Source organism: Streptomyces nojiriensis, from assembly GCF_017639205.1.
Lineage (GTDB): Bacteria > Actinomycetota > Actinomycetes > Streptomycetales > Streptomycetaceae > Streptomyces > Streptomyces nojiriensis.
In genome coordinates, this window is the sequence record NZ_CP071139.1 from 1,926,858 (window position 1) to 1,950,055 (window position 23,198).

General features: G+C 70.9%; 25 protein-coding genes and 1 pseudogene. 19 read left to right on the forward strand and 7 right to left on the reverse strand.

Translation table 11 applies throughout. The annotated features are described in order from the left end of the window. Positions 1-5: 5 nt before the first annotated feature. Positions 6-959, reverse strand: coding sequence for an HNH endonuclease signature motif containing protein (locus tag JYK04_RS09010; RefSeq protein ID WP_189734667.1), 954 nt, complete (start codon positions 957-959; stop codon positions 6-8). Between the two features lie 103 nt (positions 960-1,062). Between JYK04_RS09010 and JYK04_RS41110 the strand changes: the two are divergent. From JYK04_RS41110 to JYK04_RS09055, 9 genes and pseudogenes are all read left to right on the forward strand, one after another. Beyond that, positions 1,063-1,305: pseudogene (locus JYK04_RS41110) on the forward strand (class I SAM-dependent methyltransferase); the annotation flags it as partial. A gap of 13 nt (positions 1,306-1,318) precedes the next feature. Beyond that, a complete protein-coding gene (locus tag JYK04_RS09020; RefSeq protein WP_208809271.1) occupies positions 1,319-1,516 on the forward strand; it encodes a hypothetical protein in 198 nt (65 codons plus the stop codon). Continuing rightward, the gene (locus JYK04_RS09025; RefSeq protein WP_189734654.1) at positions 1,513-1,734 is read left to right on the forward strand and encodes a hypothetical protein; all 222 of its coding nucleotides are present in this window, start codon (positions 1,513-1,515) and stop codon (positions 1,732-1,734) included. Before JYK04_RS09020 ends, JYK04_RS09025 begins: the two co-directional genes overlap by 4 nt. Before the next feature lie 685 nt (positions 1,735-2,419). Next, positions 2,420-2,890, forward strand: coding sequence for a hypothetical protein (locus JYK04_RS09030; RefSeq protein WP_189734655.1), 471 nt, complete (start codon positions 2,420-2,422; stop codon positions 2,888-2,890). 12 nt (positions 2,891-2,902) lie between these two features. Then, a complete protein-coding gene (locus JYK04_RS09035; protein WP_189734657.1) occupies positions 2,903-3,295 on the forward strand; it encodes a hypothetical protein in 393 nt (130 codons plus the stop codon). Between the two features lie 14 nt (positions 3,296-3,309). After that, positions 3,310-5,469: an ATP-binding protein gene (locus tag JYK04_RS09040; protein WP_189734659.1), complete on the forward strand. Its 2,160-nt coding sequence runs from the start codon at positions 3,310-3,312 to the stop codon at positions 5,467-5,469. Continuing rightward, positions 5,466-5,918 carry a DUF6197 family protein gene (locus JYK04_RS09045; protein ID WP_229875055.1) on the forward strand — a complete coding sequence of 151 codons (453 nt, stop codon included), beginning with the start codon at positions 5,466-5,468 and terminating at the stop codon, positions 5,916-5,918. Before JYK04_RS09040 ends, JYK04_RS09045 begins: the two co-directional genes overlap by 4 nt. A gap of 17 nt (positions 5,919-5,935) precedes the next feature. Next, positions 5,936-6,097, forward strand: coding sequence for a hypothetical protein (locus tag JYK04_RS09050; protein WP_189734663.1), 162 nt, complete (start codon positions 5,936-5,938; stop codon positions 6,095-6,097). Between the two features lie 114 nt (positions 6,098-6,211). Then, a complete protein-coding gene (locus JYK04_RS09055; RefSeq protein ID WP_189734665.1) occupies positions 6,212-6,859 on the forward strand; it encodes a hypothetical protein in 648 nt (215 codons plus the stop codon). A gap of 10 nt (positions 6,860-6,869) precedes the next feature. On the opposite strand, the gene JYK04_RS09060 is transcribed toward JYK04_RS09055, so the two are convergent. After that, complete coding sequence (locus tag JYK04_RS09060; protein WP_189734667.1) at positions 6,870-7,823, reverse strand: HNH endonuclease signature motif containing protein; 954 nt, start codon at positions 7,821-7,823, stop codon at positions 6,870-6,872. 103 nt (positions 7,824-7,926) lie between these two features. Between JYK04_RS09060 and JYK04_RS09065 the strand changes: the two genes are divergently transcribed. The 9 genes from JYK04_RS09065 to JYK04_RS09105 all read left to right on the forward strand — a co-directional run bounded on the left by JYK04_RS09065 (position 7,927) and on the right by JYK04_RS09105 (position 16,855). Next, positions 7,927-8,616, forward strand: coding sequence for a class I SAM-dependent methyltransferase (locus JYK04_RS09065; protein WP_189734669.1), 690 nt, complete (start codon positions 7,927-7,929; stop codon positions 8,614-8,616). Next, positions 8,613-9,245 (forward strand): DNA cytosine methyltransferase, encoded by a 633-nt coding sequence (locus JYK04_RS09070; protein ID WP_189734671.1) that lies wholly within the window; start codon positions 8,613-8,615, stop codon positions 9,243-9,245. Before JYK04_RS09065 ends, JYK04_RS09070 begins: the two co-directional genes overlap by 4 nt. Further along, a complete protein-coding gene (locus JYK04_RS09075; protein WP_189734672.1) occupies positions 9,242-10,168 on the forward strand; it encodes a bifunctional DNA primase/polymerase in 927 nt (308 codons plus the stop codon). Before JYK04_RS09070 ends, JYK04_RS09075 begins: the two co-directional genes overlap by 4 nt. A gap of 346 nt (positions 10,169-10,514) precedes the next feature. After that, a complete protein-coding gene (locus JYK04_RS09080) occupies positions 10,515-12,056 on the forward strand; it encodes a YfjI family protein (RefSeq protein ID WP_189734674.1) in 1,542 nt (513 codons plus the stop codon). Positions 12,057-12,401: 345 nt separating this feature from the next. Next, positions 12,402-12,599 carry an excisionase family DNA-binding protein gene (locus tag JYK04_RS09085; RefSeq protein ID WP_189734800.1) on the forward strand — a complete coding sequence of 66 codons (198 nt, stop codon included), beginning with the start codon at positions 12,402-12,404 and terminating at the stop codon, positions 12,597-12,599. Positions 12,600-12,668: 69 nt separating this feature from the next. Then, a complete protein-coding gene (locus JYK04_RS09090; protein WP_189734676.1) occupies positions 12,669-13,859 on the forward strand; it encodes a tyrosine-type recombinase/integrase in 1,191 nt (396 codons plus the stop codon). Between the two features lie 148 nt (positions 13,860-14,007). Then, positions 14,008-15,198: a UDP-N-acetylglucosamine--N-acetylmuramyl-(pentapeptide) pyrophosphoryl-undecaprenol N-acetylglucosamine transferase gene (locus JYK04_RS09095; protein WP_189734678.1), complete on the forward strand. Its 1,191-nt coding sequence runs from the start codon at positions 14,008-14,010 to the stop codon at positions 15,196-15,198. Continuing rightward, positions 15,195-16,190 (forward strand): SDR family NAD(P)-dependent oxidoreductase, encoded by a 996-nt coding sequence (locus JYK04_RS09100; protein ID WP_189734680.1) that lies wholly within the window; start codon positions 15,195-15,197, stop codon positions 16,188-16,190. The genes JYK04_RS09095 and JYK04_RS09100 overlap by 4 nt, the downstream gene beginning before the upstream one ends. A gap of 122 nt (positions 16,191-16,312) precedes the next feature. Beyond that, positions 16,313-16,855, forward strand: coding sequence for a GNAT family N-acetyltransferase (locus JYK04_RS09105; protein WP_189734682.1), 543 nt, complete (start codon positions 16,313-16,315; stop codon positions 16,853-16,855). Here the strand turns inward: JYK04_RS09105 and JYK04_RS09110 are convergent. From JYK04_RS09110 to JYK04_RS09125, 4 genes are all read right to left on the reverse strand, one after another. Next, entirely contained in the window at positions 16,819-17,838 is a 1,020-nt protein-coding gene (locus tag JYK04_RS09110) for an LLM class flavin-dependent oxidoreductase (protein ID WP_189734684.1), read from the reverse strand. The two genes, JYK04_RS09105 and JYK04_RS09110, sit on opposite strands and share 37 nt — an antisense overlap. 13 nt (positions 17,839-17,851) lie before the next feature. Then, positions 17,852-18,373: a hypothetical protein gene (locus JYK04_RS09115; protein ID WP_037714926.1), complete on the reverse strand. Its 522-nt coding sequence runs from the start codon at positions 18,371-18,373 to the stop codon at positions 17,852-17,854. A 1-nt stretch (position 18,374) separates the two neighbouring features. Beyond that, the gene (locus JYK04_RS09120) at positions 18,375-19,256 is read right to left on the reverse strand and encodes an alpha/beta hydrolase (protein WP_189734686.1); all 882 of its coding nucleotides are present in this window, start codon (positions 19,254-19,256) and stop codon (positions 18,375-18,377) included. A gap of 112 nt (positions 19,257-19,368) precedes the next feature. Further along, positions 19,369-20,793 carry an MFS transporter gene (locus JYK04_RS09125; protein WP_189734802.1) on the reverse strand — a complete coding sequence of 475 codons (1,425 nt, stop codon included), beginning with the start codon at positions 20,791-20,793 and terminating at the stop codon, positions 19,369-19,371. Between the two features lie 156 nt (positions 20,794-20,949). Between JYK04_RS09125 and JYK04_RS09130 the strand changes: the two genes are divergently transcribed. Beyond that, positions 20,950-21,864 carry a helix-turn-helix domain-containing protein gene (locus JYK04_RS09130; protein WP_189734688.1) on the forward strand — a complete coding sequence of 305 codons (915 nt, stop codon included), beginning with the start codon at positions 20,950-20,952 and terminating at the stop codon, positions 21,862-21,864. A gap of 9 nt (positions 21,865-21,873) precedes the next feature. Here the strand turns inward: JYK04_RS09130 and JYK04_RS09135 are convergent, their stop codons facing one another. Next, positions 21,874-23,097, reverse strand: a complete 1,224-nt coding sequence (locus JYK04_RS09135) for an acyltransferase family protein (protein ID WP_189734690.1) — start codon at positions 23,095-23,097, stop codon at positions 21,874-21,876. Positions 23,098-23,198: the final 101 nt, after the last annotated feature.

The following is a 23,198-nucleotide window of genomic DNA, read 5'->3' on the forward strand; positions in this document are numbered from 1 at the left end:
GACGGCTACGGGGTGTTGCGGTGGCTGCGCCAGTGGGCGGCAAGCCATACCTCGTGCTCGGGCCGCAACCTGGCCCTGGGGATCTTGCCGTGGAGGTCGGCGTAGGCGGGGTAGGTCAGGAGTTCTTCGTCGACGTCGATCAGGCCGGTGTCGGGATTGACGGCGATCTGGCCGCGGTCGAAGAGGCTGTGGACGTCGTTGCGCAGGAGCAGACCGCCCCAGTCGTGATGCTCGCTCTCCTCGGCAAAGCTGTAGAGGTGGGCCGCCTGGAGGGCGGCGGTGGGGGCGGGGCCGGTGAACGCGCAGACCTGGCCGTGGTCCTTGAGGAGCTGCTTGCGGAAGGCGGGCTGCCCCTGCCGGGTCTTCACGTTCGCCATCCGGTGCCCGCCCGCGATCGGCTTGCGCACCGTGTCCTCATCGGCCTGTGCGTCGTCCATGTCGAGGTCTTCGGCGTCGATGCCTTCGAGGGCCAGGAGGGCGTCGCGGAGCTTCTCCCACCTGGCCGGGCGCATGCTCAGCTGTGAGCGGGGTGAGTCGCACAGGGCCCGCAGCTCCGCGCCGGTCAGCAGGCCGCGGCCGTCCATCCACGTCTCGCCGTGGCGGGAGCGGTAGGTGACGACCGTCTTCGTCTTGCTGCCCGGCTCCTCGAACTGTGCGCCGCACTTGTTGCACAGGCAGGTCGGCTTGAGCTTCTTGCGGCGCTTGAAGTCGGCCTTCTTGCACACCGGACAGAAGTAGAGCGTCTTGACCTCGCTGCCGGTCTCGATCTGGGAGATCACGCCAAGGCCGAGGAGCTGCTTCTTGTCCCACAGGGCGATGACGTCGCCCACCTTCAGATTCGCGTGGTTGGGGACGGTGTCGTCCCAGCTGTAGTGCTGCGACGGGTCGTCGTCGTACCCGTCGTTCCCTCCGTGCTGCCGCTCTTCGCCCACTGCCAGCACCAGCCACGCCGTCGTCAAAGCCCGCCCCCTTCGATCACCGAAAGACCGGGGCAGCCGCCCTCTCGCCAAAGACCGCGGCTGCCCCGCAACCAGCCCAAATGAGAGAACTGGAGATACCAGCATGACCTACCGCACCGACAGCCCGCGAGGATCCGGGCACCGGCCGCTGTTACTGGACGCGTTCTGCTGTCAGGGCGGCGCCGGCACCGGCTACCAGCAGGCCGGATTCGACGTCACCGGCATCGACAAAGACCCCCAGCCCCGCTACCCCCTCACCTTCCGCCAGGCCGAGGCCGTCGCCTTCATCCGCGAGCACGGCGCGGGCTTCGGCTTCATCCACGCCTCCCCGCCCTGCCAGCACGACCCTCGGCGGAGGTGTGGCCGCCAAGAAGCAGGACGAGGCCACCGGGGCAGACAGCGCCCTCACCTCCAGCCCCTGGCTGTGGGTCGCCCTCGTCGGCGGCGCTGGTCTCGTCGCCTACAAGAAGCTCTCGGCATCCACCGCTGCCGGTTCCGGTTCCGGTGCGGTCGCCGCCGCGAACGACAAGGGATTCACCTTCGAGAAGGGTGCATGAGAATGACGCTCCAGTTCTTCGCCCTGGCCCTGTTCTGCTGGGCCCTGTTCTTCACCTTCAAGAAGACGAAGGGAAAGCAGATGGCGATCTGCATCATGCTGATCGTCTCTGGGATCTTCCTCCCCTACACGCCGTTCAGTGACGAGATCCGCAGCACCCTCGCCTCGGTCTTCAACACGGCGAACGACACCGTCGGCACCATCGGCTCGTCACGCTAGGCCACCACCCGCCCTGGTTACCGGTTACCGGTTACAACCTGCAGGAGCCGGTTCGGCCCGCCCTGAGGGGTCCGAACCGGCGTCCACAGGGCCTGTAACCGGTAACCCGTAACTCCTCTCAACTACGTAGTGTCATGGAAGGGGGCTCGTGGAGCTGCTCATCCTCCTCGCCGTCAGCTACCTGATTGGCGTCGACAATACGCACGGCAAATACGAGCAGGCGGGAATCAAGAAACCCCCGCCGAAACCGAAAGAGAAGTGGTCTCCGACTCGGGCGCCGGACACCTTCCGGAACGCCTCCTACAACGCGGCCGCGAAAACACATTACGGGCTTCTCGCGGGTGCCCACTGGGCCGGGGGCCTGCGTGACGGGTGGCGTTCCGCCTACCTGAAGAAGCCGGGCACGGTGCGTTCCGGTTCACCCTCCGGGACACCTCCGCCGAAGCCCAGCTCGACCTCAGGGGACAGCGTCCCGCCGAAGCCCACCAGGCCTCCGAGCGCCCCGCCGCCCGAGGCAGCCGCACCCCCCGAGAGCCCGCCTCCGAAACCCCCCACACCCCCCATGCCGCCGACTGCTCCACCGGATCCGCCCGCACCGGTGCCGGCCCCGACGGTCCCGCCGCCCGGCACCGTCCCTCCGCCCCCGAAGGTCACGCTTCCCGAACAGATCAGGAAGGACCCTGCGATGCAGCCCGATCCGCCCGTTCCGCACACCGCGACCGTCGACGACAAGGGCGTCCACGTCACCACGACCGCCGGGAAGAACCGCACCTACAGCGGCGGTGAGGTCATCACCCTCACCCAGGTCATCGACCTCGCCGAGGGCGCCGCCGCCCTGTGCCAGTCCAGCTCCGAGGCCTGCCTGGAGCTGGTGGACGAGTCCGCGCAGCTCGCCGCGGACTGTGAGGCGCTGATCGCCGAGATCACCGAGAAGGGCGTCGGCTCGAACCTCATCGGCGCGTGCGAGCACCTGCAGGAGCAGCTCGGCCTGCAGGCCGCTGCCGCCAGGAAGCTCCACGACCAGATCCAGGGCGGCGAGGAAGCCTGCCGGACCGCGTCCGTGAACGCGGAGGTCCGGCACGGCCAGATCTTCCGGGCGGTGGCGGACTCCCCCCTGACCCGGCCCGCCGAACGCGACTTCTACAACCACCGATAGGAGAGGCCCGCCATGTCTGTCCTCGAATCCCTCATTGACGCCGTGACCTACGCGGCCCTGCGCACCAAGCTCGCCTGGCTCACGCACAAGGTCCACGCCCACGCCGAGACCGTCAACCGGCTCGCCGCCGAGGTCGACGACACGGCCGAACAGATGCAGGACGCCTCCGAAACGATGAAGGCGCTCGCCGTCGACACGGCCACCGTCGCCGAGTTCGCGGACGCGGCCCTGACCATGACGGGCGCCAGGGAAGCCGCGGGCGCCTACACCGCCGCCGCGGACAGCGCGTCCGCAGCGGCCGACGCCGCGAAGTCGACCACCGAGAACGACCACGGGGGCATCGCCGACGCGGTGGACACCTCCCCGGTCGAGATGGCCGAAGCCGCCTTCTACACCCAGCAGTAGGAAGGACAGGACCCGTGGGGCCGACCCGAGCACAGTTCATCCAGTACGCGCCCGCCGCTCTCGCGCTGGCATCTGCCACGGTCGGCCCCTGGTCCGCCATCGCCGCCGCAGCGGCCGGAGCGGGGGCGTGGGCCGTGGGCGCCTCCGCCCCCGTCCTGCGCTCCCTGATCGCGTGCGGGAGCACGGCCACCGGCTGCGGCATCGCCGCCCACCAGCTCCTCGCCTCCGGCATGGACCCGCTGTTCGCCCTCGGCCTCGCCGTCCCGGCCGGCGCGGCCGTCCTGGCCCACCGCCGCAACACCGCCGGCGAACTCCCCGCCCTGCCCGCTACTACCACCTCGGGGGAGTCCTCGCAGGCGCAGGTGATCACGGCGTGGTGGACGGAGTTCATCTGCGGCCCGACCCAGACCGAGGGCCGCAAGCTCATCCAGCCCGGCGCCACGCTCGCGCACCTCACCCTCGACACCGGCGACGACCACGTGTCCTTCACCGGGATCATCACCCTGCCCCAGGGACAGCAGGTCCGCGTGAAGGCCGCCGACATCGCCGCCGTCTACCAGATCCCCGTCTCCCAGGTGGAGATGGGCGACCCCAAGCACTACGCCCCCAACGCCCTGCCGGTCACCGTGCACCTGAAGAAGCCGTCGGTGGCGCCCGCGATCGCGGCCGGTGTCCCGTCGACGCCTGAGGAGCTGTGGGCCGCGCACGTGGCCGTGCCAGATGGCGCGATCCCCGGCACCACCCTGACCCTCACCCGCTACACGGGGCCGCTGGACTGGGAGGGCATCGCCACCCGCGACCGCAAGGCGATCGGAACGGTCAACCTGGACGACCTCGCCGCGAACCTTGCACTCTCCAGCATCCAGATCGCCCTGGCCCGCACGGACAAGCCCTCGCAGGTGGGGGTGCGCGTGATGAAGGAGCACGCGCTGATGCACGGCACCATGCTCTCCACGGTCGTGGACGAACTGGCCATGGACTCCCGCGGCTACGTCCGCCTCGGCACCTACATCGACAGCCAGGCCGCCCTCGTCCCGCTCGCCCAGCCCGGATCCGGCGCCCGCCACCTCTACCTCGTCGGCGGCTCCCGCTCCGGAAAGTCCGGGGTCCTGGAACAGATCCTGCTCTCCGCCCACCGCTCGCGCATCGCGGTGATCCTGGCCTCCCCACAGGCCGGCACCATCGCAGGAGCACGCCTGGCCGCCCACTGCGGCGACGGGCTGGACGAGGCGATGGGCGCCCTCCGGCTCGCCTACGCACTGATGCTGGACCGCGAAGCCCGCTACCGCACCCCGTCCTTCCCCTTCACCGACCCGCTCGTCCTGACCGTCATCGACGAAGCCCACATGCTGCTGTCGGTCGCCTCCCCGTACCACGCCGAGGCCAAAGCGATCGTCGAGCAGCTCACCCGCCGGTCCCTCAAGCGTGGGATCGGCGTCGTCCTGGCCACCCAGACCCCCCTGGCCGAAGACCTCGGCAACTCCACGGTCATCCGCTCCCAGCTCCTGATCGGCGGCGGCGCGGTGTTCCTGCGCTGCGCCAAAGGGCAGGGCTCCCTCGTCGGGGCGAACGCGGTCCAGGGCGCGGAGGGCATCGACCTGTCGATGATCCCCGACTCCTGGCCCGGCCAGGCCCAAAGGGTCGCCGACCGGGACATGAGCGGCCTGGACACCACGGCCGCCGCCAACCCCGAGGACGGCACCTTCGGCCTCGGCTACCTCCTCACCCCCGGCTCCCAGGCCGTCCAGTTCCGCTCCCTGCACCTGGACATCCCGCCCACCGTCCTCACCGGAGGCCTGCCTCCGGTCACCGTGGAGGACTGCGAGGCCGGGCGCCTGCGGGAGGCAATCACGAGCACGCCGATGGTCGACCAGCGCGGCAAGAACCTCGTCGGCAGCCTCACCGACCTCCTCGCCAAAGCCCGACAGGGCGCTGCCGCAGTGCCGCAGCAGCAGGCCCAGAGCAACCCCGCCGCCCCTGCGGCTACTCCGGACGGACAGGAGCTGATCAAGCCGCGAATCCTCGAACTCCTACGACAGGAATCCATCCCCATGACCGCCGAGACCATCGCCCGAAAGCTCGGCACCACCGCAAAGAACATCAAGCCCCGCCTCTCGGAGCTGAAGAAGCGGGACGAGATCACCAACGAGAACGGACTGTGGAGGGCAGCATGACCACCCGCACCCAACCCGGCTTCACCCCCGTCGACGAGGACCTGTACACGCAGGCGTTCCAGCTCCTCGACCCCACCCCGGAACCCACCATCCCGGCCGTACCCGCACCGGTATCCGTTACCCGCGCCGCGGCGCCGCTGGTGCACCGGCCCGGACCGGTCGAGAAGACCCTTACCGACGCGCTCGCCTTCCTCGACACCCACGGCTGGGCCAAGCACCGGCTCATCCACCCCGAGGGCGCCCGCTGCTCCATCGGCGCCCTGCGGGCCGCTGCCGGAACCCGCAACGCAGCCTATCGGGACGCCGGGAACCTGCTTCTCGCGGAGGCCTGCCGGCAGCACGGCAAGCAGTGGGAGGCCATCCCGGCCTGGAACGACAACCACGCCGGCGCCCAGGTTCGCGGTGTGTGGGAGGCCGCCATCCAGCGCGCACACCACATGAACATCTGACCCGGCTGGAGCCACCCGTGTCGTTCTCGTTCACCGACCCCAAACCGAACAACGAACCCTCGTTCTCCTTCACCGGGCCGAACCCGGAAGAGGTCGAAGAACAACTGCAGGCGATCGCCGACATGGCACACGAAATCCTCCGCCTCATCGCCAAGGTCCGCAGCCAGATCAACAGCTGAACGCCCGTCCAGCAGACACGACGAGGGCGGCCCGTCTCACCAGAGCCCGGGCCGTCCTCACCCATGTCCGGGGCACCACCGGCACTCTCAACACCCGCCACTGAGGAGAGACCCATGAAGTCCACCACGATTCCGTGGTTCGAGACCCTGACCGACAGCGTGTCCGCGCTCGGGGCCGCCGCCCGCGAAGCCCGCACCGCCCACCGCGCCGCACAGGCCGCCGGCGCCCAGTACAACCTCGACCGGCTCCAGTACGCGGACGGCGCCGTCACCGCCCCCGGCCAGTCGTCCACGGTCCCCGACCGCCCGCACGACCGGACCGTGTTCGAGATCCGTGCCTCCCACCTGGCGCACGAGTTCCGCATGGCCGCGCTGTACGACGACGCGGCCGCCGCCTACGCCTACGGCGCCGCCTGGGCCATCCAGCGCGTGCTGGACGGCAGGCAGCCGCCCCTTGTCGCACTCGGCCGCCAGGCCGACGGCCGCATCGCCATCCCCGACGGGCTGTTCCCCGTCCCGCCCGCCTTCCGGGGCCTCGACGGCTGGGACGGACACGCACGGTTCGAGCGGGCCCGAGCAGAACTGGACCGGGTCGGTGACCTGTGGGCCTACGTCCGCGGCCTCGACGAGCCGGACGACATCCCCGACGCCTTCGACCTGCTCGACGTCAACGAGAAGCTCGCAGCCGCCCCCGACGCCGCATTCGCCTTCGGCCAGATCGCGGAGACCGCCCTGCGCCACGCGCTCCTCCTCAAACGCTGAGGGCGGACGGCTACGGGGTGTTGCGGTGGCTGCGCCAGTGGGCGGCAAGCCATACCTCGTGCTCGGGCCGCAACCTGGCCCTGGGGATCTTGCCGTGGAGGTCGGCGTAGGCGGGGTAGGTCAGGAGTTCTTCGTCGACGTCGATCAGGCCGGTGTCGGGATTGACGGCGATCTGGCCGCGGTCGAAGAGGCTGTGGACGTCGTTGCGCAGGAGCAGACCGCCCCAGTCGTGATGCTCGCTCTCCTCGGCAAAGCTGTAGAGGTGGGCCGCCTGGAGGGCGGCGGTGGGGGCGGGGCCGGTGAACGCGCAGACCTGGCCGTGGTCCTTGAGGAGCTGCTTGCGGAAGGCGGGCTGCCCCTGCCGGGTCTTCACGTTCGCCATCCGGTGCCCGCCCGCGATCGGCTTGCGCACCGTGTCCTCATCGGCCTGTGCGTCGTCCATGTCGAGGTCTTCGGCGTCGATGCCTTCGAGGGCCAGGAGGGCGTCGCGGAGCTTCTCCCACCTGGCCGGGCGCATGCTCAGCTGTGAGCGGGGTGAGTCGCACAGGGCCCGCAGCTCCGCGCCGGTCAGCAGGCCGCGGCCGTCCATCCACGTCTCGCCGTGGCGGGAGCGGTAGGTGACGACCGTCTTCGTCTTGCTGCCCGGCTCCTCGAACTGTGCGCCGCACTTGTTGCACAGGCAGGTCGGCTTGAGCTTCTTGCGGCGCTTGAAGTCGGCCTTCTTGCACACCGGACAGAAGTAGAGCGTCTTGACCTCGCTGCCGGTCTCGATCTGGGAGATCACGCCAAGGCCGAGGAGCTGCTTCTTGTCCCACAGGGCGATGACGTCGCCCACCTTCAGATTCGCGTGGTTGGGGACGGTGTCGTCCCAGCTGTAGTGCTGCGACGGGTCGTCGTCGTACCCGTCGTTCCCTCCGTGCTGCCGCTCTTCGCCCACTGCCAGCACCAGCCACGCCGTCGTCAAAGCCCGCCCCCTTCGATCACCGAAAGACCGGGGCAGCCGCCCTCTCGCCAAAGACCGCGGCTGCCCCGCAACCAGCCCAAATGAGAGAACTGGAGATACCAGCATGACCTACCGCACCGACAGCCCGCGAGGATCCGGGCACCGGCCGCTGTTACTGGACGCGTTCTGCTGTCAGGGCGGCGCCGGCACCGGCTACCAGCAGGCCGGATTCGACGTCACCGGCATCGACAAAGACCCCCAGCCCCGCTACCCCCTCACCTTCCGCCAGGCCGAGGCCGTCGCCTTCATCCGCGAGCACGGCGCGGGCTTCGGCTTCATCCACGCCTCCCCGCCCTGCCAGCACGACACCGACTGCCAGCGCATCCAGAACAACGACCACCCCGACCTGATCGCCCCCACCCGCGCCGCCCTGAACGCGACGGGCCGCCCGTGGGTCATGGAGAACGTCCGCGGCGCCGCCCACAAGCTCCGCCAGCCCGTCATGCTGTGCGGGGCGATGTTCGGCCTGCGCACCTACCGCCACCGCTACTTCGAGACCGGCGGCGGCTTCGTCCTCCCTCAGCCCCCGCACCCTGCCCACCTGGTGCCGCAGGCCAAGATGGGCCGCCCTATCCCCGAGGGCTGGTACGGGCAGTTCGTCGGGAACTTCTCCGGCGTCGCCCTGGCCCGCGAGGTCATGGGCGTCCCGTGGATGAACCGCGACGGCATCCGCGAATGCATCCCCCCGGCCTACACCCATCACATCGGCCGCGCCGCCCTCGCCTTCCTCAGCACGCAGGCGGTGGCCGCATGAGCGCCCACGTCCTGCCGCTGCGGCGGCCGAACGGCCTGCGGGTCCTGGACCTGTGCTGCGGAGCAGGCGGCCTGTCCATGGGCTACCACCTCGCCGGATTCGACGTCACCGGCGTCGACAACCGGCCCCAGCCGAACTACCCCTTCACCTTCCACCAGGCCGACGCCCTCACCTTCCCCCTCGACGGCTTCGACCTCATCCACGCCTCCTGGCCCTGCCAGCACTTCGCCCGCGTCACCGCCTGGCGCGGCAACCGCACCCAGCACCCCGACCTCCTGACCCCCGGCCGCGAACGGCTCCAGGCGTCCGGGACCCCATGGGTCATCGAGAACGTCCCCGAAGCACCCCTGCGGCCGGACTACCTGCTGTGCGGGTCGCAGTTCGGCCTCAACGTCCGCCGCCACCGCACCTTCGAAACCTCCTGGGGCGGCGGCGGAGACCTCCTGCCGCCCTGCTGGCACCACAAGAACCTGCTCGCCTTCGAGCACAAGGGCGAACGCGCCTACGCCGACGCCATGGGCTGCACCTGGATGAACAAGACCGAAGCCCGCCAGGCCGTACCCCCCGCCTACACCCACTGGATCGCAACCCAGCACCTCACCCACACCCGGCAGGAGGCAGCCGCATGACCAGCATGCCCGGCATCGGCCTGCCCGGCCTCGAACTCCTCGCCCACGCCATCGACGCCGCCCAGCACGGCTGGCACGTCTTCCCCCTGCGCCCACAGGACAAGCGGCCCGCCGGCCACCCCGAACGCTCCTGCCCCCGCACCGGCCGCTGCGCCGACGGGCACCGCACCCCCGAGATGCGGGCAACAACGGATCACGACCTGATCTCCGCCGCTTGGACCCACGCCCCGTACAACATCGGGATCGCGACCGGCCCGTCCGGGCTGCTCGTCGTCGACCTCGACATGCTCAAGCCGACAGACGAAGAAGGAATGCCTGACGGCGTGACCACCTTTGAGGCGCTCTGCGAGCGCGCCGGACAGGCCGTCCCCACCACCTACCGGGTCCGGACCGCCCGCGGCGGGATGCACCTGTACTTCACCCAGCCCGCCGGGACCCGGCTCGGCAACACCGCCGGACGACTCGGGAAACACATCGACACCCGAGGCTGGGGCGGCTACGTCGTCGCCCCCGGCAGCAGCACCCCCGACGGCGCCTACACCGTGCTGGACAGCATCAGCCCCACCCCACTGCCCGGATGGCTCACCAACGCGCTCACAGCCAGGCCCAAGCCCGTCAGGGACGTCCCCGCACCGCTGACGGTGAAGGGGTCCCGGTATGCGAAAGCAGCCCTGGACAACGAAGTACACAACGTCGCCCATGCCGGAGACGGCACGCGGAACGACACCCTGCTCAGGGCCGCAAGGGCTCTGGGACGGTTCATCGCGTCCGGCGACCTCACCCGCGCGGAGGTAGAGCAGGCTCTTAGAAGCGCAGCGGCGGGCAACGCCACCGAGTCGGAGCGCTACTACAACGACGTCATCGGACGGGGCCTGGACTGGTCCATCGCCAACAACCCCGCCGGCAGCCGGAGCGCGGCATGAACACCCACCTCCCCATCCCCTCTAAGAGCCCTCTCCACCACCGTCCCGCAGAGGACGCCGAACAACCGCCACCACAGCAGGTGGTGGGCGCCCCGAACGGCGTCGCCGAAGGCGTCCCCTCATCTGTTCGCCCTGACCCACACGCCGACGACGGGCGCCGGCCGGTGGCCTGGCTCCACATCGTCGCTCCGCCTTCCTACGGGGCGGCCCCCAGCGTCCGCTCCCGGTGTTCCTGCGGCCGCGATCTCTTCGCGGCAGGGAGGGCACGCGCCTTGGCGCTGATCGCCGACCATGCGCAGCACCGCACAGTTTGCTCCCGCCTCACCCCGCGAAGGGAAGAAGCCGCATGAGTCAGCATGACCCCGAGCTGTGGGCCGGGTTCAATGAGATGACCGCCGAGGACGTCGCCGGTCCGGTGTGGGACGAGCCGGTACCGCTCAACCCGCGCGGACAGCTCCCCACGTTCCCTGTGGACGCCCTGCCCGGCTGGCTCGCTGCCATGACGGCCGGTGTCGCGGAGGAGACGCAGACGCCAGTCGACCTCGCCGGGTGTCTCGCTCTCGCTGTCGTCGGCGCTGCTGCCGGCGGGCGCCTGACCGTGACGGTGCGCGGGCAGTGGAGCGAGCCGGTCAACCTCTACACCGCCGTCGCTCTGCCTCCCGGCAACCGCAAGAGCGCCGTGTTCGGACTCATGACCAAGCCCCTCCTCGCCGCCGAGAAGGCTCTGATCGAGCTCACGGCGCCCCAGCGGGCCGAGGCCGCGGCCTCGGCGCGGATCGCGAAGGCCGCTGCCGAGAAGGCCGAGAAGATCGCGGCGAACGCGGAGGCCGACAAGCTGGCCGATCTGACGGCCCAGGCCGTCTCTTTGTCTGAGGCCGCCGAGCGGGCCGTCGTGCCGGCGGAGCCGCAGCTCGTCGCGGACGACGTCACCGCCGAGAGCCTGACCAGCCTCCTCGCCCAGCAGGACGGACGGATCGCGATCCTGTCCCCCGAGGGCGAGATCTTCGAGATCATCGCCGGACGCTACTCCGGCGTCCCGAACATGGGGATCTTCCTCAAGGGCCACGCCGGCGACATGGCCCGCGTCAACCGCCAGGCCCGCGACGCCCAGTACATCGAGAACCCCGCCATCACCATGGGCCTGGCCGTCCAGCCGGACGTCCTCGATGCCATCGGCCAGATCAAGGGCGCCGACGGGCGCGGCCTGCTCGCCCGGTTCCTGTACTCCAAGCCCGAATCCCTCGTCGGCTACCGCAACCTCACCCCCGAACTCCTCAGCCCCGACACCGCCGACACCTACGCCCAGAACCTCGGGCGTCTCGCCCTGACCCTCGCGGGCTGGACCGAGACCGCCGAGCTCACCCTCACACCCGAGGCCGACGCGGTTCTGCTCGCCTACCAGCGCGTCACGGAATCGCGCCTGCGCAAGGACGGGAGTCTCGCGCCGATCGTGAACTGGGCCAGCAAGCGCGACGGCGCCGTCGCCCGGATCGCCGGGCTCCTCCACCTCGCCGCCCACCCCGAGGACGCCTGGACCCGGCCGATCGCCACCGAGACCATGGCCGCCGCCACCCGCCTCGGGGACTACTTCACCGCCCACGCCCTCGACGTCTTCAACGCCATGAAGGCCGACCCCGCCCAGGGCGCCGCCCACACGGTCCTCACCCACCTGACCGAGACCCGCACCACCGCCTTCACCAAACGCGACCTCTTCCGCGCGATGCCCCGCAGCGAGTTCCCCGCCATGGGCGACCTCGACCCCGCCCTGGAGCTCCTGGAGGAGCACGGCTGGGTCCGCCAGCAGCCCCCGCCGCCCCGCACCACGCGCGGCGGCCGGCCGCCCTCCCCCCGCTACGAGACCCACCCCCGCATCACCCCCGCCGCCTGAAAACCCCCCAACCCACTGACAGAACTGACAGAACCCCCAGACCAGCCCTCTGACCTGCGGAAACGAGCACTTTCGGAGCTCTGACAAAACCTCCGAAAACTCTGACAGAACTCCAGAAACCTCGCCCGCGGGCAAGCCGCCCGCTCTGACAGAACCTAGGTTTTCGAGGTTCTGTCAGAGTTTTTTGAGGTTTTGTCACGCGGCCAGAACCGGCCGAAACCGCAGGTCAGGGGCCGTATGGCGAGGTTCTGTCAGTTCTGTCAGCGATTCCGGCCCTCTGGCAGGGGGCCAGGGTCGCACAGCTGGCAACTCACGGACCGGAAGGAACGTCCTCACGTGGCATTGATGGTCGTACCCGCGAGGCGGATGCACAGCGTGGAGGAAGCAGCGGAACTACTCAACGTAGGCCGCTCCACAGCCTTCGAGGAGATCAGGCTCGGTCGCCTGCGAACCGTCCGCGTCGGCCGACGACGGCTCGTACCCACCGAATACGTCGACGAGTACGTCGAACTCCTCAAACGCGAGGCACAGGCCGCCGCATAGCAGCAACCAACCCATCACGGGGCCGCACCGATGCCGGTGCGGCCCCGTCCACATATCTGAAAGGTCCAGATGGACAACGAGAGCGCGCCCGGCCGGAAGGCCGCCAACGGCGAGGACTCGATCTACTGGGACAAGTCCAAAGAGCGCTACATCGGGGCGGTTTCGCTCGGCTACACCCCCGCGGGCAAGCGCCACCGACCCAAGGTGTCCGGCAAGACGAAGACCGAGGTGCGGCGAAAGCTCCGGGAGCTCCGCAAGGAGCTGGAGCAGGGAGCCAAGGCGCCGGCCCACTACACCGTGAAGCAGGCCGTGGAGACCTGGCTGGCGCAGGGGCTCAAGGGCAGGGCGCCAGCGAGCCTGGAGACCTACCGGTACCTGGCCGAGACACACATCTACCCGTCGCTCGGCGCGGCCAAGGTGCGCGTGCTGGAGGCAGACACGCTGGACGAGTGGCTCGACGAGAAGGCCGAGGTGTTGGCCACCAGTTCGCTGCGGCTGCTGCTCTCGGTCCTGCGGCGGTCCATCACGCATGCGCAGAGGCGCGGCCGGGCAACGCGCAACGTGGCCGAGTTGGTCGTGGTGCCGGAGGGGAGGCCGGGTAGGCCCAGCAAGTCCCTGACCCTGGAGCAGGCAACCGCGTTGCTCAGCGCCATGGAAGGGAAGTGGATCCACGTGTACGTGGTCTTGTCGCTCCTGGTGGGGACGCGGCCGGAGGAGACGCGTCCTCTGACCTGGGCCCACGTCCACACCGTGCCGGACGACGGCAGCAAGCCGCACATCGACGTGTGGCGATCCGTGCGCAGGACCGGGGACACCAAGACGCGGAAGAGCCGTCGGTCCCTGGCCATGCCGAAGCAGGCGGTGGAGGTGCTCGAAGGACATCGGGAGCAGCAACAGGCCAAGTTCAAGGCCGCCGGCAAGCCCTGGACTGAGCAGGGCCTGGTCTTTCCGTCGAGGGAGGGCCAAGGCCGTGTGATGGCCGCCAGCAGCGTGCGCATCAGCCTGCGCTCGCTGCTGAAGGAAGCTGGGTTCAGCAATCCGGGAGAGTGGACGACCCGGGAACTGAGGACGAGTTTCGTGTCCCTGCTCTCCGACCACGGGGTGCCCATCGAAGCGATCGCCCGGCTGGTCGGGCACAGCGGGAGCAACACGACGGAACGCGTGTACCGCAAGCAGATCCGGCCCGTCATCACCGAGGGCGCCGAGGCAATGGACGAGATCTTCGATCGTGTTCACGACGTCGACTCTGAAGCGCCGTAAGACGTGCCAAATACAGCTCGTGGCTCCCGGATTGGCTCCCTCAGGGCGGAAGCGGGTGCGGTGGGCAGCCTCTGAGCTGCGGCTGCCCACCTCGGGCTACCGGTTCAGCTCTTAGAACGTTCTTAGGGCGCACCGGGAGTGTGCGCACATGACCACCACCACACCCCACACGTCCGCGGCACTCTCCGTCGTGATCGGTGCGGGCGGCACCGGCGGGCACATCTATCCCGGTCTCGCCCTCGCGGAAGCGTTGCGTGCCGCCGTGCCCGGAGCCGCGGTCTCGTTCATCGGGACCGAGCGGGGCCTGGAGACCGAGCTGATCCCCGGCGCCGGCTACCGCCTGCACACCGTCGACATGATCCCCTTCGATCCCGCGCTGGGCGCGAAGCGGTACCTGCTCCCCGCGGCGCTGGTGCGCTCGGCGCACCAGGCGCGTTCGGTGCTCCGGGCCCAGGGTGCCCACGTCGTCGTGGGCATGGGCGGATATCCCAGCGCCCCCGCCGTGCTCGGTGCCCGGCTGGCGGGGCTGCCGGCCGTGATCCACGAGTCGAACGCGGTGCCCGGCCGGGCCAACCAGTTCGCGGCCCGGCTCACCCCGCACGTCGCGGTGGCCTTCGACCGCAGCCGGGGCCACCTCTCGGGCGGCGACCGGGCGCTGACCACCGGGATGCCGATCGCGGCGGCCCTGTCCGGCCTCGCGGAGCTGCCCGGACCGGACCGGGCGGCGCTGCGCGCCGAGGCCCGGCGCGCGCTCGGGGTGCCCCCGGGGCGCCGGCTGGTCGTCTTCAACGGCGGCAGCCTGGGCGCGGTCCGCCTCACCCGGGCGGCAGCCGCGCTGGCCGGCCTCTGGCAGTACCGGGACGACGTACAGCTGCTGGTCAAGACCGGTCCGGCCGCGCTGGCGGACGCCGTGGCCGAGCTGGCGGCGTCGGGCGGGCAGCGGATCGCCCGGGCCGTGCCGTACCTGGACCGGATGGACCTCGTCTACGCGGCCGCCGACCTGGTGGTGTGCCGTGCGGGCTCCGCGACCGTCGCCGAGCTCGCGGCGACCGGGGTCCCGTCGGTCCTGGTGCCCTACCCGCACGCGCCCGGCGACCACCAGACCCACAACGCGCGGGTGCTGTCGGACGCGGGCGCGGGACTCCTCCTGCCCGATGCCGAGACCACCGCCGAACGTCTCGCCGGCCTCATCGGGCCGCTGCTGGCCGACCCGGCGCGGCTGTCGGCGATGGCCGGCGCCGCCGACCCCGGCCCGCACGCGCGGGCCGCCGAACTGCTGGCCGCCGAAGTGATCCGCGTCGCCGGCCTCGTCCCCACCCCTCACCTGGAGCGCATATGAACAGCTGGACCGACCGCACCGTCCTCGTCACCGGCGCGGAGGGCTTCATCGGCTCGACGCTGGTGGACCTGCTGGTGTCACGGGGTGCGCGGGTGCGCGCCTTCGTCCACTACAAGCCGTACGCCGAGAAGGGCCACCTGGCGCGCTACCTCGCCGACCCGGGCGGCCCGGTGGAGATGTGGGCGGGCGATGTCCGTGACGCGGGCCGGGTCAGCGACGCGGTGGCCGGCTGCGACACCGTCTTCCACCTGGCGGCGCTGATCGGGATCCCGTACAGCTACGCCTCGCCGGGCGCGTACGTGCAGACGAACGTCACGGGCACGCAGAACGTGGCGGAGGCCTGCCGGCGGCACGGCGTACGGCGCCTCGTGCACACGTCGACGAGTGAGGTCTACGGGACGGCGCTGACCGCCCCGATCTCCGAGAGCCACCCGCTGCAGCCGCAGTCCCCGTACTCCGCGTCGAAGATCGGCGCGGACATGATGGCGCTCTCCTTCCATCACGCCTTCGGGCTCCCGGTGACGGTGGTGCGCCCGTTCAACACGTTCGGGCCGCGCCAGTCGGCGCGCGCGGTCATCCCGACGATCCTGGCGCAACTGCACGCGGGGGCCCGGGAGATCCGCCTCGGCTCGCTCACTCCGACGCGCGACTTCACGTACGTGACGGACACGGCGGAGGGCTTCCTGGCGGTCGCGGAGTGCGACCGGGCGCTGGGTGAGGTCGTCAACCTCGGCACCGGTGAGGAGATCTCGGTGGGCGCCCTGGCCGAGGCCCTGATCGCGGCTTCCGGCCGGGCCGCGGAGGTGGTGGTGGACCCGACCCGGCTGCGCCCGTCGGGCAGCGAGGTCCAGCGCCTGCTGTCGGACAACTCCCGGGCCCGCGACTGGGCCGGCTGGCGGCCCCGGGTCGGCCTGGAGGAGGGCCTGCGCCGCACGTCGGACTGGATCGCGGCGAACCCCTCCCTCTTCGCCCCGGACCGCTACGCGGTCTAGACGGTCCGCCCGGCGGGGGCGCCGGCAGGCCCGGGGCACCGTCCGGCGGATAATCCGGTCAGCCGATGAACGCCTGCCGGATATCTTGGGTGGTCCCGCACCGGCCATGGAGGTCCCCCAGCATGAGCAGCACGACGCCGTCCTTTCCCGACCGGGTGGAGCTGACGGGCGAGGGCCTGGTCCTGCGCGACTGGACCGCGGCGGACCTGGCGTCGATGCCCGAGCTCTTCGACCATCCCGACATCGCGTACTGGACGCCGATCGTCTCCCCCTTCGACGACGAGGCGGCCCGCAACCGCCTGGACCGGGCGCGGCAGCTGCGCAAGGAGGGTACGGCCCTCCTGCTGGCCATCACCGTCGACGGCGGGGCCCCGCTCGGCGAGGTGATGCTCAAGCGCGCGCCCGAGGGCACGGAGCTCGGATACGCGCTCGGTCCGGCGCACCGGGGCCGGGGGCTGGCCGCCCGGGCGGTGCGCGTGATGGCCGCGTACGCCTTCGAGCAACTGGGGGCGGCCCGGGTGATCCTGGAGCTGGAGGCGGAGAACGCCTCCAGCGTCGGCGTGGCCACCCGGGCCGGATTCCGCCTCCTCGACGTGCCGCTGATCACGGGCGAGGAGAAGGGCCGGCCCTACGCGCTCCAGACCTGGGGCCTCGACCGCTCCTGACCCCGCAGGGCCGGGCCGGAGGCTCCCACCGGGTCCCCCGATCGCACATCGGGGTCCTGGAGGCCGAAGGCCTCGGACAGCAGCTCGTACGAGCGTCGGCGGTCCGCCGGGTCGCAGGTCAGGGTGTTGACGATCAGCTCGTCCACGCCGTGGCTCCCGGCGAGGGCCGTCAGTACCGCGGACACCTGCTCCGGCGCACCGGAGACCAGGGCCGTGCGGTGCACCTTGGCGCGTTCCAGTTCCGCGCCCGTCCAGCGGTGGCGGCGCGTGGTCTCGTGCGACGGCAGCGGGCCGTCCTGGCCGAGGTCCTTGCGGGCACGCCACAGCAGCAGGCTCTGGGCCAGTTCCTCGGCGCGGCCGGCGCTGTCCGCCGTCACCACGCGGACCGCGAGCGCGCCGCCCGGCCGGTCGCCCGTGGAGGTGCGGAACTCGGCGCGGTAGTCCTCGAAGGCCTCCTGGCCGCCCGCCGGGGAGAAGAAGTGCCCGAACGCGAACTCGGTGCCCAGCAGCCCGGCCAGCCGTGCCGACTCGCGTCCCGCGCCCAGGAGCCACATCCGCGGCGGAACCGGTGCGTGCGGGACGACTCCGCCCTCGCCGAGCAGTGCGCGCAGCCGGGCCAGCCGCTGCGGGAAGTCGCGGGCGGGGCCGCCGGCCCGGCCGATGCCGAGGTCGACCCGTCCCGGGTGGAGGGAGGCCAGTACGCCGAACACCTCGGCCACCTTCGCCGGGTCGTAGCGGGGCAGCAGCACTCCGCCGGTCCCGATCCGCATCCGTGAGGTGTGGGCGAGCAGGGTGCCCGCGAGGATCTCGGGCGCGCTGCTCGCGAAGCCGGGCGAGTCGTGGTGTTCGGCGACCCAGTAGCGGGTGTAGCCGAGGCCCTCGGCGGCGCGGGCGAGGTCCACGGAGGCGCGCAGCGCCTGGTCCGGGGTGTGGTCCTCGCCGACCGGGGTCTGGTCGAGTACGGACAGTCGCAGCTTCGTCATGACGGGCCGCCTTTCAGTGCTGGTGGGCGGGGAGACCGGTGGCGCCCGCCATGGTCGCGGGCACGATCCGGAAGTCCCGTTCGAAGACCAGGTTGTGGAGGTCCGCGGCGGCGATGGCGCGCAGGGTGGGCAGTTCGGCGGCGGCCTGTGCGTCGTCGAAGACGTTCAGCGGCCATTCGGAGACCGTCGCGCCGCGCAGGTGCGGGTGGTGGAAGGAGGCTCCGTAGTGCGCGTACAGCGTCACGGGCGGGATGTCGGCGGCCGACTGCTCGTCCCACCACAGGGTCCAGGCGTGGAAGAGGCTGCGGTCGTCGGCTCGTTGGACGCCGCTCGCGTCGATGACGCCCTGCCCCAGGAGCAGTTCGTCATTGAGCTCGCCGAGCGCCTGGCGGGCGTACGGGTCCAACAGGCGCGCGGCGGTACGGAAGTGCTCCTCCTTGTCGGGACGGGAGACGGAGCCGCCGTGGATGCCGTCGCGCAGATCGGCGAAGTGGCGCAGCAGGGCGTCGAGGTTCGGGACGTCGGAGGTGGTCATGTCAGCTCCAGGGAGGGGAGGAGGGGAGGTTTTCGGGGTCGTTCGGCGAGGTGAGCCGGCGCAGGGCCAGCCCGAGCCAGCCGCGCATCGACGCCGTCGGGTGCCCACCGGGGCCGTGGCCGGGCTGCAGGAACGCCCCGTGACCCGTCTGCCGGAACTCCCGCAGCGTGACCTCCACCCCGGCCGCCCGCAGCAGGCGACCGTAGTGGTGCACGTCGTCGCCGACGGGGTCGAGGTCGCCGGTGGCCATCACGGCCGGTGCGAGTCCGCGCAGGTCGGCTGCTTCGAAGGGGGTGCTGTGGAGCCGTGTGCCGTCCGCGGCGACCGGCCGGCCCGGATGCCGGTAGTCCTGCCAGGCCGCCCGCAGGTAGGAGGCCGTGGGGAACATGTCCGGGAAGCGGTGGTACGAGGCCGCCGCGCAGCCGGGGTCCAGCGGCGGGTACGCCAGTACCTGCGCGGCCAGCGGCACCCCGCGGTCGCGGCAGACGAGGGCGGCCGAGGCGGCGAGGGTGCCGCCGGCGCTGTCCCCGCCGACGGCCAGGACGGGCGCCTTGGACGGGACGGCCAGGGCTCCGGCGGGCCCGTCCTGCTGTTCCGCGGCCCAGGTCAGGGCGGACAGGATGTCCTCGACCATGGCCGGGTGGCGTACCTCGGGGGCCAGCCGGTAGTCCACGCTCACCACGCCGAAGCCGGAGTGGCGGGCGAGTTCGGCGGTGGCGCCGTGCCAGTCCCGGGCGGATCCGGCACGCCAGCTGCCCCCGTGGGCCCACACCAGCCAGCCCTGCGGTGAGGCGGTGCCGGGCCGGTACACCCGGGCGGGAAGGGGCCCGGACGGGGTGGGCACGGACACCTGCTCCCAGCTGACGACGGTGGGTGTGGCCATCGGGGTTCCTTTCCATCGGTAGCCGGCGCTCGCGCCGGGCCCGGGGCCAACGTTCGCGGCCGGGGCAGGGCTGTCACAAGGCGGAGTTGCCTTAGTGGAGGCGCGCACTTCGTCAGCTGGGCTGCTTGGTGCGGAGGAAGAGGGCGGTGGTGAGGGTGCCGAGGACGACGATGGCGGTGTTGACGATGACCGCGGTGGTGATGCCGGCGTGGATGTCGGTGTTGGCCGCGGCGATCGCCGACATGATCGGCGTACCCATCGTGATACCGACCTGCTGCGTCATGGTCGCCAGACCCGTCGCCATGCCCTGCTCGTGATCCGGCAGACCCGTCGTCGCCGTCACCATGAACCCGACGATCACCAGCATGTTGCCCACACCACCCGCGAACGTCGCGACCAGCAGCAACCACATGCTCGACGAGGTCTCACCCAGCGCGATCAGACTCAACGTCGCAACCGCCTGCAACACACCACCGATGATCAGTGTGCTGCGGGTGCTCGTCGCCCCGATCACCCGCGGGGCGATCGAACCGCCGATCACCGTGCCGATACCCAGCACACCGAACGACAGACCCGCCGTCAGCGGCGAGAAGTCCAACACTTCCTGCAGGTACAGCGTCATCAGGAAGACCAGACTCGTCTCCGTCAGGAACGCGATCAGACCCGCGATATTGCCCCACGCCACCGTCTTCTTCTTCAGCACCGACACCGGCACGAGAGGAGCGGCACTCTTCGACTCGATCGCATAGAACACCACCAGCAGCACCACACCCGCCGCCAGCCACGCCAGCGCACTCCCCGAGCCCCAGCCGTGCTCACCGGCCTGCGTCAGGCCGTAGATCAGCGCAAGCAGACCCAGCGTCACCGCCGTGGCACCGGGCAGGTCCAGCTTCGGACGCACCGACGGACGCGACTCCTTGATCACCGCAGGAGCGATGAACAACACCGCCAGCGCCACCGGCACATTGATGAAGAACGCCCACCGCCACGACAGCAGATCCGTCAGGACACCGCCCAGGATCGCGCCCGTCGTGAACCCCGCCGACATCAACGCACCGTTCAGACCCAGCGCCTTCTGACGCAACGGCCCCTCCGGGAACGACGTCGTCAGCAGCGACAGACCCGCCGGCGTCACCGCCGCCGTCGCAAGACCCTGGAACACACGCGCCACCAGCAGCATCTCCGGACTGGTCGCCAGACCACCCGCCAGCGACGACAGACCCAGCACCGCCAGACCCACCAGGAACAACCGGCGCCGACCGAACAGGTCCGCCACCCGACCGAACAACAGCGTGAAACCAGCAGCACACAACGCGAACGACGTCGCGATCCACTGCAGATTCGACAACGAGAAACCAAGCCCGTCACCGATCACCGGCAACGCCACATTCAAAATCGAGAAATCAACCGCCAGCATGAACTGCGCCACCAGCAGCACCACCAGCACCAACCTGAGACGCCCATCCAGACGAACGGGCCCCTCCGTTCCCGTATCGACGACCCTCGCACCCTCGACGACCGACACCGCGAACCACATCCTCTCGATCACGCAACGAGCTGTTGCGTCATCGACTCTGGACCGGTCGGCGAGGGTTACCCAGCCCCCTGGTGTTGCTGGCGCCGCGCAAGCTAGCACTCCCAGGGCCACCTTCACGGGCAGCGTTCGGCGCCCTCCCCCGGCACACTGGAACGCATGGACACACCGACTGCACTGGGCGAGTTCCTCCGCACTCGTCGCGCCCAGCTCCAGCCCGAGGACGTCGGGCTCCCCTCCCACGGCACCCGTCGGCGCGTGCCCGGGCTGCGGCGTGAGGAGCTCGCCCTCCTGGCCGGAGTGAGCATCACCTACTACACGCACCTGGAGCAGGGGCAGAGCACGAACGCCTCGGACAGCGTCCTCGACGCCCTGGCCCGGGCCCTGCGCCTGACCCCGGACGAGCACGCGCACCTGCTGAACCTCGCCCGGCCGCCGCGCGCCAAGCGGGCCCCGTCGCCGCGGCCCGAGTACGCCCGCGCCACCACGCGCCGGCTGATCGCCTCGATGCCGCAGGTCCCGGCGGTCGTCCTGGACGGCCGCAACAACGTGCTCGCCTGGAATCCGCTGGGGCACGCCCTGCTCGCGGGGCACGTCGACTTCGCGGGCCCCGACGATCCGGCCGTTCGCCCGAACCTCACGCGGATGCTGTTCCTGGATCCGCACACCCGGGAGCTCTACACGGACTGGAAGGGCGAGGCCCGGGTCGCCCTGGCGGCCCTGCGCCTGGTCGCCGGGCGCAATCCGGAGGACCGGGCGCTCGCCGAGCTCATCGGGTCGCTCATGCTGCAGAGCCCCGACTTCGCCTCGCTGTGGTCGAAGCACCCCGTACGGGACTGCACGGTCGGCACCAAGACCCTGCACCACCCGGTCGTGGGCCCGCTGACCCTCGATTTCGAGAACCTGCACCTCACCGACGGCACCAACCACCGGATGCTGCTCTACAGCGCCCCCGAGTCCTCCCCCTCCGACGCCGCGCTGCGCATGCTGTCGAGCCTGACCGCCGGTCCTGCGGTGGGGCACGACAACCCGAAGCCCGCGTCGGCGGATGCCGACGCGGGCGGGGAGCGGTAGGGCGGCGGGTCAGTCCCGGGCGGCCGCGGTGACCGGGGTCCGGTCACCGGAGGGCTCGTGGGCCGGGGCGGGTGCCGGAGCGGACGGTGTCCGGGGCCTGGCGCGGCCGAAGCGGCGCATGGCGGGCATCTCGACGAAGCGGAACAGGAGCCAGCCCCCCAGCAGGGACGCCGCGAAGAAGCCGGCGATCACCAGCAGGGCGACCGGGACGCTGTAGGTGTTCTCACCGAGCAGCGAGCGCAGGTAGAAGATCGTGACGCCCTGGACGAGGTAGAAGCCGAAGGACACCTCGCCCAGCCACACCATGGGCCTGCTGCGCAGGAAGGTGGCCCGGCCGTCCACGTCGGCCTGTGCGGTGGCCCCGATGAGCGCGGCGACCGGGATGATCGTGGCGACGACGAATCCGTACTGGAACGGGGCGACGAGCGCGGCGGCGTAGCCGAGGACCGTGAGCACGAGGGAGACGCCGAAGCCGACACGGCGCGGCCACAGTCCCGCGAGGACGATCCGGGCGAGCAGGATGCCGAGGACGAACTCGAAGAGGCGGCCGGCCGGGAGCAGGTAGCCGAACCAGAACTGCATCCCGGAGATCGGCGTGATGGTGGACTTCGGGGTGTCGGGGACGAAGTAGGTGGCGACCAGCTGGAGGGCGACCATCCCGGCGATCATCGCGGCGCTCCAGCCCCACAGGGCGGTCCGGCCGCGGAGCTTGCGTATCGGCACGATGAGGGCCGGGAAGAGCATGTAGAAGAGCAGCTCGCTGCCGAGGGACCAGCTGGGCGGGTTGACGCTGAGGTTGACGGTGGGCTGCGGCCACCAGGTGTGGATGAGGAAGAGGTTCGGGAGCCAGTCGGCGACGCCGGTGACGGCCGAGCCGGCGAAGAGGATCATCGCGGCGGCGAAGACGACGAGGTGGTTGGGGAAGATCTTCAGGAGCCGGCGGCGCAGGAAGGCGGTGACGCGCTCGCCGGGCTTGGCGGCCCAGGCGAGGACGAAGCCCGAGAGGACGAAGAAGAAGGAGACTCCCAGGTAGCCGGCCTTGCCGAAGGCGGTGGAGAACCCGTCCGCGATGCCGGCGTCGGCGAAGGGGTTGATGGGCGCGTTCGGCGGGATCGGGGAGTCGGTCAGGGACGAGTGGAAGAAGAAGACGGAGAGTGCGGCGAAGAACCGCAGGCCGGTCAGTGAGGGCAGCTTCGCCCGCTTCGCGGCGTCGGGGGACGTCGTGGAGGCCACAGGGAATCGCTCTTTCGGAAGTGGGGTTCGTCGGGGGACGGCCCGGGACCGTGCTCCGCCGTGCGGTGCGCGGTCCCGGTGGCGCGAAGGGGCGTACGGGA

Excerpts from the sequence above, each read along its gene's own strand:
- JYK04_RS09080 (WP_189734674.1), top strand. The coding sequence starts at position 10,515 with ATGAGTCAGCATGACCCCGAGCTGTGGGCCGGGTTCAATGAGATGACC.
- JYK04_RS09130 (WP_189734688.1), top strand. The coding sequence starts at position 20,950 with ATGGACACACCGACTGCACTGGGCGAGTTCCTCCGCACTCGTCGCGCC.
- JYK04_RS09035 (WP_189734657.1), top strand. The coding sequence starts at position 2,903 with ATGTCTGTCCTCGAATCCCTCATTGACGCCGTGACCTACGCGGCCCTG.
- JYK04_RS09100 (WP_189734680.1), top strand. The coding sequence starts at position 15,195 with ATGAACAGCTGGACCGACCGCACCGTCCTCGTCACCGGCGCGGAGGGC.
- JYK04_RS09030 (WP_189734655.1), top strand. The coding sequence starts at position 2,420 with ATGCAGCCCGATCCGCCCGTTCCGCACACCGCGACCGTCGACGACAAG.
- JYK04_RS09095 (WP_189734678.1), top strand. The coding sequence starts at position 14,008 with ATGACCACCACCACACCCCACACGTCCGCGGCACTCTCCGTCGTGATC.
- JYK04_RS09045 (WP_229875055.1), top strand. The coding sequence starts at position 5,466 with ATGACCACCCGCACCCAACCCGGCTTCACCCCCGTCGACGAGGACCTG.
- JYK04_RS09025 (WP_189734654.1), top strand. The coding sequence starts at position 1,513 with ATGAGAATGACGCTCCAGTTCTTCGCCCTGGCCCTGTTCTGCTGGGCC.
- JYK04_RS09115 (WP_037714926.1), bottom strand. The coding sequence starts at position 18,373 with ATGACCACCTCCGACGTCCCGAACCTCGACGCCCTGCTGCGCCACTTC.
- JYK04_RS09090 (WP_189734676.1), top strand. The coding sequence starts at position 12,669 with ATGGACAACGAGAGCGCGCCCGGCCGGAAGGCCGCCAACGGCGAGGAC.
- JYK04_RS09065 (WP_189734669.1), top strand. The coding sequence starts at position 7,927 with ATGACCTACCGCACCGACAGCCCGCGAGGATCCGGGCACCGGCCGCTG.
- JYK04_RS09070 (WP_189734671.1), top strand. The coding sequence starts at position 8,613 with ATGAGCGCCCACGTCCTGCCGCTGCGGCGGCCGAACGGCCTGCGGGTC.
- JYK04_RS09085 (WP_189734800.1), top strand. The coding sequence starts at position 12,402 with ATGGTCGTACCCGCGAGGCGGATGCACAGCGTGGAGGAAGCAGCGGAA.
- JYK04_RS09125 (WP_189734802.1), bottom strand. The coding sequence starts at position 20,793 with ATGTGGTTCGCGGTGTCGGTCGTCGAGGGTGCGAGGGTCGTCGATACG.
- JYK04_RS09105 (WP_189734682.1), top strand. The coding sequence starts at position 16,313 with ATGAGCAGCACGACGCCGTCCTTTCCCGACCGGGTGGAGCTGACGGGC.
- JYK04_RS09075 (WP_189734672.1), top strand. The coding sequence starts at position 9,242 with ATGACCAGCATGCCCGGCATCGGCCTGCCCGGCCTCGAACTCCTCGCC.
- JYK04_RS09055 (WP_189734665.1), top strand. The coding sequence starts at position 6,212 with ATGAAGTCCACCACGATTCCGTGGTTCGAGACCCTGACCGACAGCGTG.
- JYK04_RS09120 (WP_189734686.1), bottom strand. The coding sequence starts at position 19,256 with ATGGCCACACCCACCGTCGTCAGCTGGGAGCAGGTGTCCGTGCCCACC.
- JYK04_RS09110 (WP_189734684.1), bottom strand. The coding sequence starts at position 17,838 with ATGACGAAGCTGCGACTGTCCGTACTCGACCAGACCCCGGTCGGCGAG.